The sequence below is a fragment of the Aquiflexum balticum DSM 16537 genome, assembly GCF_900176595.1.
GTDB lineage: Bacteria > Bacteroidota > Bacteroidia > Cytophagales > Cyclobacteriaceae > Aquiflexum > Aquiflexum balticum.
Map to the genome: position 1 here is coordinate 1,477,621 of NZ_LT838813.1, position 18,907 is coordinate 1,496,527.

Sequence of the window (18,907 nt, forward strand, 5' to 3'; positions counted from 1 at the left end):
AACTCTTAAATCGTTAATCTCATGAAATATCGCATCCTGCTATTACTTGGTTTACTCGTTTTTTACAACGGCATTCAGGCTCAAGAAAAAACCAATCTCGAACTGACCGACCTCTTCAATATGGAATATGTCAGCGATCCGCAGATTTCCCCTGATGGTTCACAGGTTGTTTTTGTCCGGAATTTTAAGGACATCATGACCGACCGGGATTATTCCAATCTCTGGATCAGCAATATTGATGGTTCCAGGATCCGTCAGCTCACGCAGGGCAACCAACGCGACTATGCCCCAAGATGGTCGAATGACGGTAAAAAGCTGGCCTATCTTTCCAACCAACAAGATGATAAGGTCAAACTTTTCCTGATGCATCTGGACACCAGGGAAACCGCAGCACTGACCAATACTTCCATACCTCCCGGTGCAGTAGCTTGGAGTCCGGATGACAGTCAGCTGGCCTTTACCCAATTTGTTCCTGAAGCCAAAAAATCGATGCTGAACATTCCTGCCAAACCTGAAGGAGCAGAATGGAATGCATCACCGATCTTTATAGATGAGTTAAATTATCGGGGTGATGGTGCAGGATATTTAAAATCCGGCAAATCCCAGATTTTTACTTTGGGAATCGATGGGGGAACTCCGAGACAACGCACTTTTACAACACATAATCATGGAAGCCCTATTTGGGCTAAAGATGGGAAAAGCCTATTTTTCTCAGCTAACCTGCATGAAAATTCTGAATTGGAACCCAGAAATTCGGAAATATATAGTTTGGATTTGTCTACAGGTGACGTTAAAGCCCTGACCTCAAGGTTTGGACCAGATAGTAGTCCCATACTTTCTCCTGACGGCAAAATGATTGCATTCACAGGTCATGATGACACCTTTCAGGGTTATATGGTGACCAATCTATATATCATGAATGTAGATGGAACCGGTGTAAAAAACCTTACAGCAGACCTGGACCGTGACGCAAGTAATCCCCGATGGGAAGGAAATGGTCAAGGGATTTACTTTCAGTATAGTGACCAAGGAGATGTCAAAGTGGGGCATGTGGCCCTTACAGGAAAAATCCGAACGATAGTTGAAGGACTTGGAGGTTTGGATTTGGGGAGGCCCTATAATTCGGGAACTTTTACCGTATCAGCCAACAACCGCTTTGCATTTACCCAAGGTGGACCGGAACATCCGGCTGATTTGGCCATCTGGAATAACGGAGAAACCAAAAGACTGACTGCAGTCAATGATGATTTGTTTTCCTTTAGAAAAATCGGAAAAACAGAAGAGATTTGGTGGGAATCTTCTTTTGATCAAAAGCGAGTCCAAGGTTGGATAGTCACCCCACCCGATTTTGACCCCAGTAAAAAATATCCTTTTATCCTTGAAATCCATGGCGGTCCTTTTGCCATGTACGGGCCTTCTTTTGCTTATGAAATACAAGCCTATGCAGCCGCAGGCTATGTGGTGCTATATGCTAATCCACGAGGAAGTACTGGTTACGGAGAGGAATTTGGCAATGCCATCCACCATGACTATCCCAATCATGACTATGAAGACCTCATCTCGGGAGTAGATGCGGTGATTGCCAAAGGCTATGTCGACACGAATAACCTATTTGTAACAGGAGGTTCAGGCGGCGGAGTGCTAACGGCTTGGATCATTGGAAAAACAGATCGGTTCAAAGCTGCCGTGGTAGCTAAACCCGTGATCAATTGGACGAGTTTTGTGCTGCACGCGGACAACCCGGCTTTCTTTGCCAAGTATTGGTTTGGATCGATGCCTTGGGAAGATCAGGAGAATTACTGGAGAAGATCACCGTTATCGCTGGTTGGCAATGTAAAAACCCCGACAATGCTGCTGACGGGAGAGCAGGATTTCCGTACGCCCATTTCTGAATCAGAGCAGTATTATGCAGCGCTCAAACTCCAAGGAGTGGAAGCTGCCATGGTCCGCATTCCCAATGCTTCCCATGGATTGGTCAATCGACCCAGCATGCTGATGAGTAAATCAGCGGCTATTTTGAGTTGGTTCAACCATTATCGGGATAAGGAATGAGTTGGATAAGAAAAACATTACTCTCCCTGACAGGGCTTTTAATAGTCACTTTCTCCTTTGCGCAGGAGGCTGAGGTGACTCAGATTCTTGCGCAACGGGAGGCGTCGAATCAGGCCCTTCGTGTTTTTGATGAGGAATTGAATGCGAGCTTTTCCACAGAAGACGCCTTGATCACCACAGGGGCAGGCACTTTGATTTCAGGAAAAAAGGAATTGATCAAGTATATCCAAGAATCGACCGGCCCGAGAATGTATTGGATCAGGACTCCGGATGAAGTGCTGGTCAATCCCAAAACTATGTTGGCATGGGAAACGGGAACCTGGAAAGGATATGTAGAGGGTTCAGATGAGGCAGTGGTGGGAGGGAAGTACTCCGCCCAATGGACCAAAAAATCCGGGACTTGGCTGATTCAATCGCAGTTGTTTGTCACACTGGAAAATTAAGCTGATGGAAGAAAATCAAGAAATAGCTGAAAGCGGGAAAGACATTTCCAATATTGAAATGATCAGCTCTTTGAAAAAGAAGAACTGGAAATCCTATTTCAAGGAGTTCTTTATGCTTTTTCTTGCAGTCTTCTGTGGATTCCTTGCAGAAAATTACAGAGAATCTTTGAGTGCAAAAAAGATTGAAAAAGAATACATCCTCTCTTTGATAGAAGACTTAAAAACGGATACGACCAACCTAAGCTGGTATATCTCCTTCAGGAAAGAAAAAAGCGTGCTCATGGATTCTTTGGCAGGAATGATCCTATCAGAAGAGCGGAGTTTGTTGGGAAATCAGATTTATTTTTTGGCGAGGCAGGTATTTAATGACCAGTCATTTTTCTATTCGGATGGTACCATACAGCAGCTCAAAAATGCCGGGAACCTTCGGCTGCTTCGAAAAAGAAACGTCGTCAATGAATTACTTACATATGAGAAAAAAGTGAAGGTGTTGGAGGAATGGGACGAGAATGACAACAGAACCAAATCTACCTTTCGCGAAATGGGAGGGAAGGTCTTCCATTCCGCAGAATTGAACGCTACGATGGATTCAGAAATGAGATTTGTTATGCCTACCTCCAATCCCCAATTGATCACAACTGATTTTGGGGTCATCAATGAGATTGCTTTTCAAATCCACTACTTATCCAAAATGACCAAAGGCAATAGCCTCCGAGCGGAATCCTTAAAGTCTGACGCAGCTCGCTTATTGGAATTGATTCATTCAGAATATAAAATCGACTGACCATGGAAAATCAGCCTATAGATCAAGATCAGACTATTGAAGAATCCAATGCAAAAGAGTCAAAGGTCTCTAAAAAGAGAAACTGGTCATCCTATTTTAAGGAGTTCTTTATGCTGTTTTTGGCAATTTCCCTTGGGTTTTTTGTAGAAAACCAGAGGGAAGCCTACGTCGAAAACAAAAGTGCCAAAGTCCTCGCGCAATCCATGTTGGAAGATCTGGAACAGGACAGAAAAGCCTTGCAGGACGGGATCAGATTTATGGAGGAGAAAGACCAAAAAATGGATGAATTCCTTCGCATGCTTCATGCTCCCGGTGCGGATTGGGATACGGTGGCATTTTACAAAAGTATGACGATGGTTTTCTCCACTTTTCCTTTTTCACCCACAGACGGCACTTATTCCCAAATGAAATCCTCGGGTACCCTGCGGTATTTTGATCAAAGGCTGGTCAATAAGATGAATGCCTATGACAACCAATTGAAGAAAACAGTATTCCGGGATGAGCTTGTAGAAAAGGGAGAATGGGAATTGGTACCACTAGCAGCCACACTGATCAATTTTGAGGTAACTGGTGAGTTACGGTTCAACAAGCCCATTACCAAAGAGACCTATATCAAGATCAGGAATCAAGACACCTTGGACTTATTTATCAATAAAGTCGCCGTCGTCCGGACGATGACGGGGCGTTCGCTTCAGGAGTATAAGGCGCAGCTGCTGTTGGGTGAAGACCTGATCAAAGAGATCAAAGACAAATACCAATTGAATTAGTCATTATTATCATGAAAAACACCTATATAAATTGCCTTTTTCTACTGATCCTTTTGGGATGGAGTAAGTCTGGAAGCCTACTTGCACAGGATGTTTCTATCCAAATCGGAGTTCATGAAACTATCCAATCTGAGATACTTCTTGAAAGCAGACCCCTGTTGATTCACTTGCCGGATGGCTATCAGACTTCTACTGCATCCTATCCGGTTTTGTACCTGCTCGATGGTTCGGAATATGGACTATTCAACGCCCTCTCTGATCTGCGAAGGTTGCAGAGCCGAAACTTTGCCCCTGAAATGATCATCGTGGCCATTGAGAATACAGATCGCAACAGGGATATGATGCCGGTAGTAGTTAGTGGCTATTCCGGTCCGCCAAGGGCTGAGGCTTTTCTTTCTTTTATAGAAAAAGAACTGATTCCATCCATAGAAAAAACCTACCGGAGCAACGGACAAAGAATCCTCAAAGGACAGTCTCTAAGTGGTCTTTTTACATTGTATGCCTTGCTTACCAAACCCACCTTATTTGAAGCCTATATCGGACACAGTGCCGGTTGGTTTGAAGAAAGCAATGCTTATTTTCTGGACTTGAGCGAAAAGGCTTTTCAAAAACCAGCTGATTTTGAGGGTAGAAAAATCTTTATGGCCAATTCCCTGAACGATCCCTATGACGCCGATCGGGTAATCCATAAGCAATTGGCGGACTTTTCGGAACTGATCAAATCCCGGTTGGGGGAAAGGATTTCCTACAAGTATGTCACTTATGCCGATTACGGCCATGTCCCATATCCGGGCTTTTATGATGGGGTCAGATTCATTTTTGAATCTGAGGAAACAAGACCTGCAGCCGAATCGGACGAATCAGCGGTCAAGAAATTAGTGGAAAGCTTTTTAACTGCAGTTGGAAACGGCGATTTGGAGGCTATTGAGCCTATGTTTTTGCCATGGGCGACCATTGGTGGGGCAAGTTTGAGGGAAGGAAAGTGGACCACCTTTACCACCACAATTGAAGATTATTTGGCCAGTAAAAACGAAAACCCATCCCGATTTACCGAACCGGTATCCAATTACACCATCCATATCAGCGAAGGTCAATTGGCTTTTGTGAAGGCAGATGCCATCCTCTACCGGGAGGGGAAAGCCCAATCCCATAATATGGATTATTTCACTTTACTGAAAGAAAATGGAACCTGGAAATTTCTGAGTGCCGCTTACACCGCAAAGCCGATAATCATTAAATAATAAGGATTCCTATGATCAAATTCTTCCGCAAAATCCGCCAAAAGCTCCTTCATCAAAACCGAATCACCCAATACCTGGTCTATGCTGTAGGAGAAATCTTCCTCGTTGTCATCGGGATATTGATTGCCCTGCAGGTCAACAATGCCAATCAGAGAAGACTGGACAATATCAGACGAAACGAATACATCATTAGGATTAAGGGTGATATTGAATCTGACCTTAAACAACTTGACCAACTGGCGGATGTGTTGGGAATAGAAAATCTGGAGAATATTGATCGATATTTCCAGTTTTTTAACCAGGGAGGTCAGCCCGTTGATTCCTTTGTAGACAGCGCTCTTCGGACACCTTTAAATAGATTTAGATACCTCCCAAACCGACATTCTTTTGAGGATATGAAATCCTCAGGCAACATTCAATTTCTTACAGATGAACAAAGAGGTGCCCTAGCTGACCTTATTGCCCAGCAAGATTTCACCATCATCATATTTGAAAAAATGATTGACCAGATCAACCTGGAGGATTATAGTGCCCGCGGCTATTTGGATATGGACGACGATCCCAGTGTATTTTATCAAATATTGGGTGTAAAAATCAGCCCTGAAGATCAAATCAAAGGATTACACCATCTGCACAATAAGATGAAATGGAGTCGCTCTTTGGGCACGGCTGCAGACGAACAACGAATTGTCATCCGGGACAAATCCAATAAAATCTTAGCGCTATTTTCAAAAAAATAAAATGATCAATCTGTTTCGAAAAATCCGCCAAAAACTTCTCGCCGACCTGCCTGCCAGTAAGGCTGGAAACCGGGTCACCCGCTACTTAGTCTACGCCTTGGGAGAAATCATCCTTGTGGTCATTGGTATTTTGATTGCCCTTCAATTAAATATTCAAAAAGAAGAGAATAAAGAAAAGAAAGTAATAGAGCAGCTTTTAAAAGGCATTCAGGCTGATTTGAAATTAGAAGTTGAACGTATTGATTTTCTGCAGGCTTACTATGGTGATATTACTAATGGTATTCAACAAATTCTTTTAAATTACCAAGGAAAAGAAAGCAATACCAATCAAGAGCTGGGGCAATATTTTCTGAACACTTTTGAATTCCGAAAATTTTCAAAATTTAATACCAACTATCAGACATTTTACGGAAGTGGCCTATTGCAGGAAATTGAAGACAAAACACTTTCAGAAGAAATTATCACTTACTATTCCAAACAATTCTTAGAGTGGTCTTTAGAAATTTACCAACAAAAGGCCAGCTCCTTTGATTTTAACGATGCCCCTGAATTTAACCCATTGGATAAACTTCAGCGAGGGGCCAATTATCAATTTATTCCCAATTTCCGATTGGATGTTGGAGATTTTTATACCACCGATTTTAAAGAATTTATAAAAGAACCACAAGTATTAAACTTCCTGGTAGATCTGCTCCATCAGAGTGAATTGGTTTTTAATAATCTTAAAACCTATCAAGAAACAAACCTGACTTTATCAAAACGAATACAAAAATACCTTGATCAATGATAAAATTTTTCCGCAAAATCCGCCAAAAGTTGCTCTCTCAAAATAGGGTAACCCAATATTTGGTTTATGCCTTAGGTGAAATTTTCCTGGTTGTTATCGGGATATTGATTGCGCTGCAGATCAATAACTGGAATGAAGACCAAAAACTTCAAAAAAAGGAAAAATTGTACTTGGACAGACTCAAAGGAGAGGCCATATGGAATATCGATATTCTAGATAATCAAATTAAATTGTATGAAAGTAACGCGTCGAATCTGGATTCTCTTGCTTTTTTATTGAGCAATTCGGCTCCAAATAATGAACAGTTTAGAATTCCTGCGACGCCTTTTTTTATAAGTGCATGGCTTTTGAAAAACTCTGCCTATACCGAGTTAGTATCCTCCGGTTCATTGGGTATTCTCTCTGATGTCAAATTGCGCGAAATACTGGATGAAGTAGCTAGCTTCCAAACCATCACAATCGAGACACTCCATTACTGGAGAGACCTATCGGTTGCAGATGCCCCTCTTTTCCAGCCCTACAGAATCCAAAAAATCCTTATAGTCAATGGAGACACCACCAAATCTATGAGCCTGGATTACGAACGTATGATAGGGCAAGGGGAGGTCATCGCCGGAATACAGTTTTGGAGACTCGCTAACCAAAAGTTTGCAGAAGGCATTGTTGAGTTTAGAACGCACTACTTTAAAATTCTCGAACGAATCAACTGCCTGGAAAAAAACAATTGTCCAAACTGATACCATGATCCAACTCTTCCGCAAAATCCGCCAAAAACTCCTCACCGACCTGCCTGCCAGTAAGGCAGGAAATCGGGTTACTCGTTACCTCGCCTATGCCATTGGCGAAATACTCCTGGTAGTGATTGGAATATTGATCGCTTTGCAGGTCAATAACTGGAATGAAAGCCGAAAAATGAAAATCAATGAACAAGCATACCTTCTGAGCCTGAAAGAAGACTTGCAGGAAGATATAGCTTTTAATAAAAGAAATGTTTTGTCACGTTTTGAAAAAAAAGTCGAAGCTCTAAAAATAGGTAAAGCATATTATCAAGGTAACTATCAGTTTCAAGACACGGTTCTTTTTTTAAATACCTTGGGCTATGGAGGTGTTTTTGGAAGAGTGGTTTGGGCATTTAAAAAAAATACCTACAATCAACTATTGAATACCGGCCAATTTAAAGAAATAGAGAATGATTCACTTAGAGCCGTTATAATAGACTATTATAATCTTCTTAATACGCTTGAAGAAAGCGGTGAAAATAAAGAAACGGGCTACATTAAGTACACAAACTCACTGAGACCATTTAATAGGGAGGATACGGTTAATATTTCCGAATTTGATCAAAAATTATTCCTGTCTAAGGTCAAAACTGAAGAGTTTTATATGCTTCTAAATTTAGAATTGAATTTAGCCTATGATATTAAAAACAAATGTCTTGTTGTAAATGAAAGGGCAGAAAAACTTATCAAATTAATCGAAATTCAAACAGATAAATGATCTCTTTCTTCCGAAAAATCCGCCAAAAGCTCCTCGAGGGGAACAAAACAGCCAATTACCTTAAATACGCCGCAGGTGAAATTTTTTTGGTTGTCATCGGTATTTTGATCGCCTTGCAAGTCAATAATTGGAATGAGGATAGGAAAGCTCTGCGTTCAGAAGAACAATTCCTAAAAAACATCAAATCTGAACTAATAAGAGACAAGGAATACCTAAGGAAAATAAAGGATTTAGCCCATCACAAAATCCAGTTATTTGAACAGCTGAAAACGAAACTACCCGACATATATTATACGGACAAACCACTATTAGATTCACTGATGCGGGAGTATTTCATAAACTTGGAGACCTTCTTTCCCTTAACTGGGACCTTTGATGCAGGAGTGTCCGGCAATGAAATAAGCAGCTATCGGAATGAAGTTTTGAAAACCCAGGTGTTCAATTTATATAATGCCTCTTACGGCCGATTGAATAGATACCGGGATATTATGATTGACCGTTGGGATTATTTTGTAAGGTCATACAGTTACGAACGTTTTTCCGGCCAACTTGGCCAAATGGATGAGAAAGATCTTGAAAAACTGCAGGGGGACTTGGCTTATATAACCAAAATGTTTGAGCTTTACCTCCAACGACTTACCGAAGCTGACTTGGAAATTCAGCGAATTTTAGATGAGGAAAATTAATTATGCTGAACATATTTAGAAAAATCCGCCAAAAACTCCTGCAAGAAGGCCTGCCTGCCGGACAGGAAGGAAAGGTTATAAACTATCTCAAATACGCCACTGGTGAAATTTTCCTTGTGGTGATAGGGATTTTAATAGCCCTGAGTATTAACAATTGGAATGAAGACAATAAAAATGCAAAACGGGAGCATGCCTTTCTTACCAATCTTCAACAGGACCTAAGATCTGACTCACTTCGGCTGAAGGAAATAAAAGAAAGACTAAAGGTAGCCGTCAGTTACAAAAGAGTTTTTGAAAGTCAGATGAAAGGAAACGTAACAGACCCGGATTCGTTGAATGCGCATTTTTTAATGCAGTATAATCTTTTGATCGATTTTGTGCCGAATTCAACCACGGTGGACGAACTCTCAAACAATGGGCTAAACCTTATTTCAAGCCCTTCGCTGCGAAGACAAATCGTCACGCTCTACAATACCTATGATGACTTGATTCTAAAACTCAAAATCGGACAGGAGAAAGGTCAATCGGTATTGAACTATGTCAGCCAAAAAGTTATGAACATTAACAGCCCTACCACGGATGAAATCCGGCATTTGTTGGAAGACAAATTTTATGTAAACCAAACCTACATGAACTTTCTGGCTACCCAATTGAAGGATGCAGACCATGCCCTTCAGCAGTGCAAAGAAACCCTTTCGATGATTCAAAAAGACTTAGCCCATGATTAGTTTATTCCGCAAAATCCGCCAAAAACTCCTCTCCGAAAACCGGGTGACACGTTACCTGGTCTATGCGATTGGTGAAATTCTTCTAGTTGTGATCGGGATATTGATTGCCTTGAGTATCAACAACTGGAATGAAAACAGAAAAGACAATTTGTTGATGAAAAAATATACAGAAAACTTGATCTCAGAATTGAAAAGTGACCTATTGATGTATGATGAGTTGGACGATAGAAACAAGAGAGTGGCTAAAAACATCCAAAGTTATTTTGCTTACTATAATTCAAATCAACCAAACCTGGACACCTTAATTTCAAAACGGGATACCCTAAAAGCTAATTTGCGGATTTTCGCTTCCTCCACCTATACGATTCAGGATTTGATTTCTACCGGCAACCTCAGACTTTTTCCAAGCCAAACTAAAACCGAAATTTTAAAATCTCAGAGAACTCTAGAGGAGAAGTCCATTTATGTCAAAGAAACCTTCAAGGGAATTACATCTTTAATTCGAGAACTTGACAAAAAAGACGATTTGCTATTTCGACATCACTATTCAACCAAACAGCATGAAAGCGTCAGGAATTGGAGATACAATTTGGATTCAGATAAGTACCTACTGGATAACAATTTGTCAGTTAGGTTTTTAAACTTGTTTTCGTTTCAAGAAAGTGTCAATGATGACCTCAGGAGCGCCTCAAATGAGCTTTTGGACATTCTTAAAATCCTATAAATGAAAGTCGAAAATGATCAGATTCTTCCGCAAAATCCGATATAAATTACTCAAAGAAAATCGGGTCACCCGGTACCTGGTCTATGCTCTGGGAGAAATTGTACTTGTGGTCATCGGGATATTGATTGCCTTGAGCATCAATACCTGGAATGAAAATTTGAAAAACAAAAACAAGGAGAAATTGATCCTGCAAGACCTTCATCTGGAATTTCAAAAAAACAAAGAAAAACTTCAAGCCACGATTAAGCTACATTGGAACGTCCTGAACGGCACCAATGCAGTGCTGGAATTGATCAATGAACCGGAAGATGTTCTCGCAAAACACAATCTGGACAGCCTTATTGCGATAAGTCTGGATTATGGGGATTTCAGTCCAAGTCAATCCGTCCTTGCAGATTTGATATCTTCAGGCAATCTCAACCTGATTTCCTCAGAATCGATGCGCCTATTGATTTTTGACTGGGGAAGTGCCATCGAAGAAAAGGAGGAAAGCTACGAAACAATGGATGAGACTAGTCAAAACCTGTTTCTCCCCTACCTCACAAAAAATGCCTCGATGAAGAACATCGATCAGTATTCCCTCTTGAAGGGAGCGGGAAAATCCAGACTAAACCCTCAAGTCCAAAAGTTGTTTCAGGAACTGGAATTTGAAAATCATTTGGACAATCAAGCCTGGGGAATCGTCAATTATCTCATTAAATTAGAGCGACTTGAGTCGCTCGCGGACCAAATTATTTTTCTGTCAGGCCCTAATTTTGAACCCAAACCATGATTCTATTCTTTAGAAAAATCCGCCAAAAACTCCTCTCCAACCTGCCTGCCGGCAAGGCAGGAAATCAGGTCACCCGATATCTGATCTATGCCGTTGGCGAAATCTTCCTTGTGGTTATTGGTATTTTGATCGCATTGAGCATCAATACCTGGAATGAAAACCGGAAGGACCGGGCGATGGAAGCCAATTATCTCAAAGGAATTTCGGAAAATCTGGAAGGAAATATTTCAGAATTGGAAGCGCTTATTTTGGATGAAGATATTCAAAGCCCCAAGGTCAAAGAATTTACAAACCGTGCCGGATATATCAAGGCCCTTACCTTGGCGAAACGCAGAGATAGGATCAAGTTATTGACGGCTTCACGCGTTCTGAAAGAGGAAATCCAAAATTATTTAAGCCATCCCAACCTTTAAATAAACTCCCGATGAAACGAATCTTCTCCATCCTCAAAGAAAAATGGCCGGAGTACATCCTGGAAATCCTGGTCATTACCTTCGGCATTTTGGGGGCTTTTGCCCTCAACAACTGGAATGAACATAACAAAGCCAAAACCTTGGAAAAAGAGTATATCACCCGGTTGATCGAGGATCTGACCAAAGACAGGGTTCAAATAGTTCAAGAAAAAAAGGACACCCAATTGAGGTTGGAGGTGACCATGTATATCTACGATATCATAACTTCTGATCAACCTGTAGTTGAAGATACATCTTATTTTGTGGTGGGCATTCAAATGATTGGCCGAACCAACAGACCAAAAATTAACGACGCAACCTTTGAAGATCTGATCAGCTCCGGCAATGCAAGTATCATTCAAAATAAGGCGCTGTTCAATGAAATTAGAAGTTATTACAGAAACATCCCTTTTGAGTGGTTTGAAGAATATATTGATCGAATGTGGAAAGGCTATTTACCTCTTGGAATTGATGCAATTAACTTAGATATGCTCCTGGAAATAATAGATCAGGAAGCAGAAGGTTGGGTCGATGCTGATAAATTCAATGAAATCAACCTAAAAGTCAGTGAAAGGGAATTTGAGCAGATTCTGGGCAAGATCTTGAATTCTAAAGAATTTGAATTCGAAACAAAGAATATAGGACGCTCGCATCGTGTACATATCAACTTTCTAGAACGAATGCTTAAGAGTGAACAAGACCTTATACAAGAGCTCAACGCTTACCTAAAAACGCTATAATCATGATTTCTTTCTTTCGCATAATCCGCCAAAAACTCCTGCAAGAGAATCGGATCACAAGGTACCTGGCCTACGCCATCGGCGAAATTTTCCTCGTCGTGATCGGGATACTGATTGCCTTGCAGGTGAATAACTACCGGGAAGCTCAGCAAACCAAATCTCGAGAGACGGCTTTTCTCCATGGTTTGCGGTCAGACCTCTTACTCAACCTCGATGAACTGCACCGTAGCATCGACCGCTATAGCAGGGCCGGAAGATCAGCCGAGGTGATGATCAGCTATTTTGAAGGTGCGCCTATTACCAATACGGATTCTCTGAATTTCCACACCATGGAAGTGTTGTATTGGGATCCATTTATCCGAAATAACAGTACCCTCAGGGAAATGATCAGTTCGGGGAGCCTCGGCATCCTATCGGATGACAGTTTGAAAAATGAACTGCTGCGCATGGAACTCAGCTATGACAAAATCGACGGTGATCAGGAGCATTTGCGCTATGATTACCAAGAATACCTCTATGGGCCATTCTTCCGAACCGGGGATGTGGGGCAAGCCTACAATGATTATATGGCCATATTGGGTGGAGTTGAGCAAGCCACGAAAAACACAAGAAATGCGGATGTCATTAAAGTTTTGCTTAACGATCCAGCTTATAAAAATGGTTTTTTTCTTTGCCTTCTCAATGCCAAAAATTTGATCAGTAACTTGGAAGAGATGGTGATTTCCACACAGCGCTCACTGGCAAGAATCGATACACAGCTAAACAAAACTGATACCCTATGATCAAGTTCTTCCGCAAAATCCGCCAAAAGCTCCTTCAGCAAAACAAGGTAGGCAGTTACTTCAAATACGCCATCGGTGAAATCTTATTGGTCGTGATCGGGATTTTGATTGCTCTGAGTATCAATAATTGGAACGAGGCTCAAAAAGCAAAGCAATCTGAACGGGTAGTTTTAAAAAATCTTATCCAGGATTTAAGGGCAGATTCGCTAGCCTTCAATGATAATCTTGATATTTTAAGTAAAATTAATAACCTACATCAAGCACTTTATGAAATCGGCGTCAAAGGGATGGACTTGGAAATCGAAGATCCCAATCTGATCAGACGACTGATCTATTATAATCCTATAGCGATTAAGAATGATCCTTTTGTTGCTGACAAAATATCAAATGAGTCTATCCGAAAAGAGATAAACACTTACTCCAGGTACTTAAAAGATCTTGATATTACCTATTTAGAATATGCGGAATTGCTGGAAAAAAGAGTTCGGGTATTTTTAGCCAACAATAAAGTCCACCAATTAGCTAACTGGTTTGAAAACAAAGACAGTAGAATTAAAGAAGGAACACCTTTTGAATTTGTCGATAAAGCAGGATTATTCCTCCTCTCCAAATCACCGGAATTCCAACAATTGCTTTTGGAAGTATCCATAAAAACCAAAAATACAGCATCCAATATAGAAACGGTTCTGATCCAAAACCAGAATCTAAAAGAACTGATCCAAAAAGAACTCAAACTCAAATGATGAAACGAATCCTATCCACCCTCAAAGAAAAATGGCCGGAATACTTTTTCGAGATTTTGGTACTGATCATCGGTATCTGGGGCGCCTTTGAATTGGCCAACTACGGGGAAAACAAATCCAGAAGACAAGCGGAGATTGAAATCCTGAAAAGTTGCAAAACTGAACTGATAGCGGATTTAGCGGAAATAAATTGGAATATAGGAGAACTTCAAAAAAGTCATAAAGCCCTGAGCCTTATACTTGGGATATTAGAAAATGACGGGTCTTACCATGATTCGCTAAGTTCACATTTCAATTACACCTTGCTTCCGATGCATTTTGTACACTCGAGCAGCTCCTTTGAAACTGCTAAATCCAGAGGCTTGGATATTATTTCCAACACGGATATTCGGACTAAATTGATCTCGCTGTATGATTCTCAATATGATTTTTTCTTGCAAGCCGAAGCTGAAGAATTAGCTGAGGTACAGTATGGAATGAGACATATCTTCCCAGGTCGATTCGAAGAAGCCTACAATTATCCAAACTCGGATAATACGTTTTTAGGAAGCATGATTCCAACAGACTTTGAATCCCTCAAAACTGATCGGGAGTACTTGTTTTTTATTAAAACACAGCGGAATCGTACCACATCCTACATAAACTTCTTTTATGAAAACATGAGGAAATCGGTGGATTCCATGATCCAGGATTTGGAGGTCGAGATAAAAAGGTTGGATAGATGAAAAGACCTTATCCATATGAGTATCCGCAATTCTGTATATTGAGCTTGGAGAGGCCATATGGTATACAGATACTCGTCAACGGTCGACAGTCCACTGTCAACAGAGCCGCTAATCGTCCTCTAGCCATTATTTGTTTAGCTACGGGGAGTTAAGCGGATACACATAAAAGAAAATTTGACAAAATATGATTTCACTATTCCGCAAAATCCGGCAAAAGCTACTTTCTCAAAACAAGGTCACCAGATATTTGACCTATGCTTTGGGCGAAATTCTACTTGTTACTATTGGCATTCTGATTGCCCTGCAAATCAATACCTGGAATGAAAGTCGGAAAGAAAAAAACTATCTACTCAAAGTATATGCGCAGATCAGGCAGGACTTACAGACAGATACGCTCAATTTGCGGCTTTCCATAGAGGATTTGGAAGCAAAAAATGCAAGGATTACTGAAATTATTGAGCGCAGCATTCCTGTTACCTATTATGATACACTTAACGAATCCAACTATGCAGCTTGTGATAAGTGCATAAGCGACATTACTAATCTTGAGCCCTTTCAATATTTGGACAAAGGCTATCAATTATTGAAAGCTGTCAATACTGCTCAAAACTTCAAAGAGGATTCGCTTTCCAACGCCATCACCCAATTTTATTCCAAATATCTACCTAAAGTTGACGAATCACAAATCTTACTCATTGACCTTTCCAAAAATAAATTAGCCGAATATCAGCAATATGACTGGTTTATCAGCTATGCAGATTTCTGCCGGAAAACCTATAACAAGGATTTTATTTTGTAAATTTTTGAAAGTGAAAAACACCGCAGGGCCTGTGCACACTATTTGATTTTCTCCAATTTCGGACTTAGAATTTTACGGGAGTACCGAGATAATTCCATTCAGATTCTCCAATTAATTGATAAAAAATTAGCCGAATAAAATGATCTCACTCTTCCACAACCTGCTTGCCGGACAAGCAGGAATCAGCCAAAAACTCCTTCAGGACCTGTCTACCTGACAGGTTGGAAGCAGGGGGCACCAGCTACTTAATTATGATGTAATTGGAATTATAAGATTATTTATTAATTTGATTAGACCCTTTAGGGACAAAATATTGGTAGATAAATTTGCAATTAAAGAATATCAATTTCCTCAGAGGGCATTTGTTCCTAAAAAAAGGTGCTATAATCCACTGCGGTGGTTCGATCAAAGGTACTGAAGACGGATGATTTCTAATAAAATTCCGATATTGACAAATAATTTTAATGCTGAATCATGACTAGTTTGACTATTAATGGAAAGGAATATAAAGTTGATGCCACGGCTGGCATGCCCTTACTTTGGGTGATCCGCGAACAGTGTGGTTTGACCGGTACAAAGTTTGGATGCGGCATTGCCCAATGTGGTGCCTGTACAGTTCATCTTGATGGCCAACCTGTTCGCTCCTGTATAACACCTGCAATCTCAGCGGAAGGGAAGAACATCACCACCATTGAAGGTATTGCTCCTGATAAAAATACACTTCATATCGTGCAGCAAGCTTGGATTGAGGAACAGACACCCCAATGCGGCTATTGCCAATCCGGACAAATCATGTCTGCAGTAGCCCTATTGAATGAAAATCCCTCTCCAAGCGATGAGGAAATTGATGCTGCCATGTCAGGAAACATTTGCCGCTGCGGCATGTATGGACGCATAAAGTCTGCCATTAAGCGCGCTTCAGCAGCTCTTCAATCTTCCACATCACTCTAAAAAATATTGCAATGAAAAAATGGACTAGACGCGCATTTATTGGAGCTGGGGTTTTGGCGGGGGGAACTTTGGTGATTGGAATAGCCATCCGACCGGGAAACCGCTCCTCCAAAGTTGCAGGTTTGATTGCATCTGAAGGAGAAACAGTCATGAATATTTGGCTCAAAATCGCTCCGGATAATACGGTCACGGCCATCATTCCTCATGCCGAAATGGGACAGGGCGTGCATACCGCATTGGCAATGATGCTCGCTGATGAAATGGATGCTGATTGGTCTAAAGTAAAGTTTCAGGAAGCTCCCGCTGATAAAGAATATGCCAATTACACCTTATTGAAAGGTTTTATCGCAGGCAATGCAACTTTCCCAAAGTTTATAGAAGAAACGATCGATGGGGTTTTTCTCACTGCCGTCAAATCCCTGAATTTCCAGATTACAGGAGGAAGTGCTTCGGTGAGGTTTACCGGTCAGCAGGCCATGCGGATCGCAGGAGCTGCAGCCAAATCCATGCTGATGCAGGCCGCAGCAGATACCTGGAAGGTCCCGTTAGAGGAGCTCACTGCCCAAAACAGTATCATAAGTCATCCAAGCAGTAAGCGCAGTGCCACTTTTGCAGAGCTCGCGCCTGCAGCAGCCAAGGTCAATATACCCACCCAACCAAAGCTAAAATCACCCGAAGAGTTTACCCTCATGGGGACTTCCCAGCCACGATTTGATATTCCCGCCAAGGTGACCGGAGAAGCAAAGTTTGGAATGGATGTGCAGGTACCCGGAATGAAATATGCCACGATCAAGGCAGCCCCGGTTTTTGGAAGTACAGTAAAATCTGTGGAAACCAAAGTCTCTTCAAGCCAACAGGGAGTAAAAAAGATTTTAAACTTGGGAGAGGCAGTGGCTGTCATCGCTGATGGTTATTGGCAGGCAAAAACTACATTAGATGCACTTCCCATTGAATTTGAAACCACAGAAAATAGTGGCCTGAATCAGGAAGAAATCATGGATCGGTATAGCAAGGCCATGGATACTGATTTGGCGGAAGGAAATCTGGATACACATTTCAAAGACGGAGACGCAGCAACCGCCTTGGAACAGGCAGCTATCCTTGTCGAGGCAGAATACCAACTTCCGTTTTTGGCCCACGCCACCATGGAACCTATGAACTGCACTGCATGGGTGCACGATGGAAAATGTGAGCTATGGTGTGGAAGTCAGAACCCCCTTGGAGTCCGAGCTGCCGCTGCAGAACTCCTTGAAATAGATATTGATCAAGTGACTGTCCACAATCAACTCCTGGGCGGAGGATTTGGAAGACGCTCCGAAACAGATGTGATGAAGCAGGCGATATTGATCGCCAAGGAAGTGGACTACCCAGTCAAATTAATCTGGTCCAGAGAAGAAGATACGCAGCACGATGTCTATCGGGAGGCAACCATCAGTCGGATGAAGGCAGGCTTGGATCAATCGGGAATTCCCATTGCTTACGCCCATCAGTTTATATTCAAGCATCATCCTCCGGAGGCGGCGGATATTCCTTATTCGATTCCCAATCAACTGATTCAATATTCCAGTCCTGCCTCCCATGTTCCTTGGGGTAACTGGAGGAGTGTCGACCATTCCACACATGGGTTTTTGACAGAATCCTTCATAGATGAAATCGCCCATGCGGCAAAGCAGGATCCTTTTACCTTCAGAAAAAGTCTTACAAAGGATAATTCAAGGTTCCAACGGGTTCTGGACTTGGTTTACGAAAAGTCAAATTGGGGTGCACCGCTTCCTGCCAACTGGGGCAGAGGCATCGCCATTGCCCAGTCTTTTGGATCTATTGTGGCTGAGGTAGCAGAAGTGGAAGTAACCATCGATGGAAAGGTGAAAGTGCATCGCGTGGTCTGTGCAGTTGATCCGGGCTTTGTCATTCACCCAAATGGATTCATCGCCCAAATGGAAAGTGGAATAATCTACGGATTGGCAGCTGCTATGACTGGGGAGATTACCATAGAAAACGGGGCAGTGGTGCAAAGTAATTTCCATAATTACCCCGTTACCCGAATGAATGAAGCGCCAAAAATTGAAACGCATATCATCAATTCCGGAAACCCTCCCGGAGGGGCGGGCGAACCCAGTACGCCTGTTATAGCCCCGGCCCTGACCAATGCCATTTTTGATGCTACCGGAATCCGGATACGACAACTTCCTATTTCCAAAAACGATCTGAGAGCATCGATCCGGCAAACGACCTAATCCATTTCTATGGCTTATCCAAAAACTTAGATTATTTAAAACGCCTAAACCATAAAACCACATGGGACTATTTTGGAATCTTATCCAACAAAGCCAAATTTCTGACCAAAAAGGTAGGGCAGATACATTGGAAGCAAGAGTTGCTTTCTTAGAATATGAACTTCAGAGGACCAAATCTCTTTTGATCAACACCTTAAAAATTCTCGAAGAGCAAAGTGGGAAAGATATTGATGGAGATGGAAAGCTTGGATGAGGGA

23 protein-coding genes are annotated in these 18,907 nt (G+C 41.6%); 22 read left to right on the plus strand and 1 reads right to left on the minus strand.

Going from position 1 to position 18,907, the window contains the following annotated elements; translation table 11 throughout:
* Positions 1-21: 21 nt before the first annotated feature.
* From B9A52_RS06535 to B9A52_RS06570, 8 genes are read left to right on the plus strand one after another with little or no spacing between them, the layout of a single operon-like run.
* Complete coding sequence (locus tag B9A52_RS06535) at positions 22-2,052, plus strand: S9 family peptidase (RefSeq protein ID WP_084119540.1); 2,031 nt, start codon at positions 22-24, stop codon at positions 2,050-2,052.
* A complete protein-coding gene (locus tag B9A52_RS06540) occupies positions 2,049-2,495 on the plus strand; it encodes a nuclear transport factor 2 family protein (protein ID WP_084119541.1) in 447 nt (148 codons plus the stop codon). Before B9A52_RS06535 ends, B9A52_RS06540 begins: the two co-directional genes overlap by 4 nt.
* Positions 2,496-2,499: 4 nt before the next feature.
* Positions 2,500-3,279: a hypothetical protein gene (locus B9A52_RS06545; protein ID WP_084119542.1), complete on the plus strand. Its 780-nt coding sequence runs from the start codon at positions 2,500-2,502 to the stop codon at positions 3,277-3,279.
* Between the two features lie 2 nt (positions 3,280-3,281).
* Positions 3,282-4,046, plus strand: coding sequence for a hypothetical protein (locus tag B9A52_RS06550; protein ID WP_084119543.1), 765 nt, complete (start codon positions 3,282-3,284; stop codon positions 4,044-4,046).
* Positions 4,047-4,057: 11 nt separating this feature from the next.
* Positions 4,058-5,287, plus strand: a complete 1,230-nt coding sequence (locus B9A52_RS06555; RefSeq protein ID WP_084119544.1) for an alpha/beta hydrolase-fold protein — start codon at positions 4,058-4,060, stop codon at positions 5,285-5,287.
* A gap of 11 nt (positions 5,288-5,298) precedes the next feature.
* On the plus strand, positions 5,299-6,027 hold the full coding sequence (locus tag B9A52_RS06560) for a DUF6090 family protein (protein ID WP_084119545.1): 729 nt from the start codon (positions 5,299-5,301) through the stop codon (positions 6,025-6,027).
* Between the two features lies 1 nt (position 6,028).
* Positions 6,029-6,814 (plus strand): hypothetical protein, encoded by a 786-nt coding sequence (locus B9A52_RS06565; protein WP_084119546.1) that lies wholly within the window; start codon positions 6,029-6,031, stop codon positions 6,812-6,814.
* Positions 6,811-7,551, plus strand: a complete 741-nt coding sequence (locus B9A52_RS06570) for a DUF6090 family protein (protein WP_084119547.1) — start codon at positions 6,811-6,813, stop codon at positions 7,549-7,551. Before B9A52_RS06565 ends, B9A52_RS06570 begins: the two co-directional genes overlap by 4 nt.
* Here the strand turns inward: B9A52_RS06570 and B9A52_RS25450 are convergent.
* Positions 7,517-7,744, minus strand: coding sequence for a hypothetical protein (locus B9A52_RS25450; protein WP_157370088.1), 228 nt, complete (start codon positions 7,742-7,744; stop codon positions 7,517-7,519). The genes B9A52_RS06570 and B9A52_RS25450 overlap by 35 nt on opposite strands.
* On the opposite strand from B9A52_RS25450, the gene B9A52_RS06575 reads away from it, so the two are divergent.
* From B9A52_RS06575 to B9A52_RS06640, 14 genes are all read left to right on the plus strand, one after another.
* On the plus strand, positions 7,673-8,311 hold the full coding sequence (locus B9A52_RS06575) for a DUF6090 family protein (RefSeq protein ID WP_231955511.1): 639 nt from the start codon (positions 7,673-7,675) through the stop codon (positions 8,309-8,311). The two genes, B9A52_RS25450 and B9A52_RS06575, sit on opposite strands and share 72 nt — an antisense overlap.
* A complete protein-coding gene (locus B9A52_RS06580) occupies positions 8,308-8,997 on the plus strand; it encodes a DUF6090 family protein (RefSeq protein ID WP_084119549.1) in 690 nt (229 codons plus the stop codon). The genes B9A52_RS06575 and B9A52_RS06580 overlap by 4 nt, the downstream gene beginning before the upstream one ends.
* Before the next feature lie 2 nt (positions 8,998-8,999).
* Complete coding sequence (locus tag B9A52_RS06585; protein ID WP_084119550.1) at positions 9,000-9,725, plus strand: DUF6090 family protein; 726 nt, start codon at positions 9,000-9,002, stop codon at positions 9,723-9,725.
* On the plus strand, positions 9,718-10,449 hold the full coding sequence (locus B9A52_RS06590) for a DUF6090 family protein (RefSeq protein WP_084119551.1): 732 nt from the start codon (positions 9,718-9,720) through the stop codon (positions 10,447-10,449). The genes B9A52_RS06585 and B9A52_RS06590 overlap by 8 nt, the downstream gene beginning before the upstream one ends.
* A 13-nt stretch (positions 10,450-10,462) precedes the next feature.
* Positions 10,463-11,221: a DUF6090 family protein gene (locus tag B9A52_RS06595; RefSeq protein ID WP_084119552.1), complete on the plus strand. Its 759-nt coding sequence runs from the start codon at positions 10,463-10,465 to the stop codon at positions 11,219-11,221.
* Positions 11,218-11,634 (plus strand): DUF6090 family protein, encoded by a 417-nt coding sequence (locus B9A52_RS06600; RefSeq protein WP_084119553.1) that lies wholly within the window; start codon positions 11,218-11,220, stop codon positions 11,632-11,634. The genes B9A52_RS06595 and B9A52_RS06600 overlap by 4 nt, the downstream gene beginning before the upstream one ends.
* 11 nt (positions 11,635-11,645) lie before the next feature.
* On the plus strand, positions 11,646-12,413 hold the full coding sequence (locus tag B9A52_RS06605) for a DUF6090 family protein (RefSeq protein ID WP_084119554.1): 768 nt from the start codon (positions 11,646-11,648) through the stop codon (positions 12,411-12,413).
* Between the two features lie 2 nt (positions 12,414-12,415).
* A complete protein-coding gene (locus B9A52_RS06610; RefSeq protein ID WP_084119555.1) occupies positions 12,416-13,195 on the plus strand; it encodes a DUF6090 family protein in 780 nt (259 codons plus the stop codon).
* Positions 13,192-13,938 carry a DUF6090 family protein gene (locus B9A52_RS06615; protein ID WP_084119556.1) on the plus strand — a complete coding sequence of 249 codons (747 nt, stop codon included), beginning with the start codon at positions 13,192-13,194 and terminating at the stop codon, positions 13,936-13,938. Before B9A52_RS06610 ends, B9A52_RS06615 begins: the two co-directional genes overlap by 4 nt.
* Positions 13,935-14,663, plus strand: coding sequence for a hypothetical protein (locus B9A52_RS06620; RefSeq protein ID WP_084119557.1), 729 nt, complete (start codon positions 13,935-13,937; stop codon positions 14,661-14,663). The genes B9A52_RS06615 and B9A52_RS06620 overlap by 4 nt, the downstream gene beginning before the upstream one ends.
* 184 nt (positions 14,664-14,847) lie before the next feature.
* On the plus strand, positions 14,848-15,462 hold the full coding sequence (locus B9A52_RS06625; protein WP_084119558.1) for a DUF6090 family protein: 615 nt from the start codon (positions 14,848-14,850) through the stop codon (positions 15,460-15,462).
* Positions 15,463-15,936: 474 nt separating this feature from the next.
* Positions 15,937-16,413, plus strand: coding sequence for a (2Fe-2S)-binding protein (locus B9A52_RS06630; protein ID WP_084119559.1), 477 nt, complete (start codon positions 15,937-15,939; stop codon positions 16,411-16,413).
* Positions 16,414-16,424: 11 nt separating this feature from the next.
* Positions 16,425-18,650 carry a xanthine dehydrogenase family protein molybdopterin-binding subunit gene (locus B9A52_RS06635; RefSeq protein ID WP_084119560.1) on the plus strand — a complete coding sequence of 742 codons (2,226 nt, stop codon included), beginning with the start codon at positions 16,425-16,427 and terminating at the stop codon, positions 18,648-18,650.
* Between the two features lie 61 nt (positions 18,651-18,711).
* Entirely contained in the window at positions 18,712-18,903 is a 192-nt protein-coding gene (locus tag B9A52_RS06640; protein WP_084119561.1) for a hypothetical protein, read from the plus strand.
* Positions 18,904-18,907 lie beyond the last annotated feature (4 nt).

Coding starts and splice junctions, on each gene's coding strand:
- B9A52_RS06610 (WP_084119555.1), top strand. CDS start 12,416: ATGATTTCTTTCTTTCGCATAATCCGCCAAAAACTCCTGCAAGAGAAT.
- B9A52_RS06615 (WP_084119556.1), top strand. CDS start 13,192: ATGATCAAGTTCTTCCGCAAAATCCGCCAAAAGCTCCTTCAGCAAAAC.
- B9A52_RS06565 (WP_084119546.1), top strand. CDS start 6,029: ATGATCAATCTGTTTCGAAAAATCCGCCAAAAACTTCTCGCCGACCTG.
- B9A52_RS06555 (WP_084119544.1), top strand. CDS start 4,058: ATGAAAAACACCTATATAAATTGCCTTTTTCTACTGATCCTTTTGGGA.
- B9A52_RS06545 (WP_084119542.1), top strand. CDS start 2,500: ATGGAAGAAAATCAAGAAATAGCTGAAAGCGGGAAAGACATTTCCAAT.
- B9A52_RS06585 (WP_084119550.1), top strand. CDS start 9,000: ATGCTGAACATATTTAGAAAAATCCGCCAAAAACTCCTGCAAGAAGGC.
- B9A52_RS06550 (WP_084119543.1), top strand. CDS start 3,282: ATGGAAAATCAGCCTATAGATCAAGATCAGACTATTGAAGAATCCAAT.
- B9A52_RS06595 (WP_084119552.1), top strand. CDS start 10,463: ATGATCAGATTCTTCCGCAAAATCCGATATAAATTACTCAAAGAAAAT.
- B9A52_RS06570 (WP_084119547.1), top strand. CDS start 6,811: ATGATAAAATTTTTCCGCAAAATCCGCCAAAAGTTGCTCTCTCAAAAT.
- B9A52_RS06580 (WP_084119549.1), top strand. CDS start 8,308: ATGATCTCTTTCTTCCGAAAAATCCGCCAAAAGCTCCTCGAGGGGAAC.
- B9A52_RS06635 (WP_084119560.1), top strand. CDS start 16,425: ATGAAAAAATGGACTAGACGCGCATTTATTGGAGCTGGGGTTTTGGCG.
- B9A52_RS06560 (WP_084119545.1), top strand. CDS start 5,299: ATGATCAAATTCTTCCGCAAAATCCGCCAAAAGCTCCTTCATCAAAAC.
- B9A52_RS06640 (WP_084119561.1), top strand. CDS start 18,712: ATGGGACTATTTTGGAATCTTATCCAACAAAGCCAAATTTCTGACCAA.
- B9A52_RS06630 (WP_084119559.1), top strand. CDS start 15,937: ATGACTAGTTTGACTATTAATGGAAAGGAATATAAAGTTGATGCCACG.
- B9A52_RS06540 (WP_084119541.1), top strand. CDS start 2,049: ATGAGTTGGATAAGAAAAACATTACTCTCCCTGACAGGGCTTTTAATA.
- B9A52_RS06600 (WP_084119553.1), top strand. CDS start 11,218: ATGATTCTATTCTTTAGAAAAATCCGCCAAAAACTCCTCTCCAACCTG.
- B9A52_RS06625 (WP_084119558.1), top strand. CDS start 14,848: ATGATTTCACTATTCCGCAAAATCCGGCAAAAGCTACTTTCTCAAAAC.
- B9A52_RS06535 (WP_084119540.1), top strand. CDS start 22: ATGAAATATCGCATCCTGCTATTACTTGGTTTACTCGTTTTTTACAAC.
- B9A52_RS06590 (WP_084119551.1), top strand. CDS start 9,718: ATGATTAGTTTATTCCGCAAAATCCGCCAAAAACTCCTCTCCGAAAAC.
- B9A52_RS06620 (WP_084119557.1), top strand. CDS start 13,935: ATGATGAAACGAATCCTATCCACCCTCAAAGAAAAATGGCCGGAATAC.
- B9A52_RS06605 (WP_084119554.1), top strand. CDS start 11,646: ATGAAACGAATCTTCTCCATCCTCAAAGAAAAATGGCCGGAGTACATC.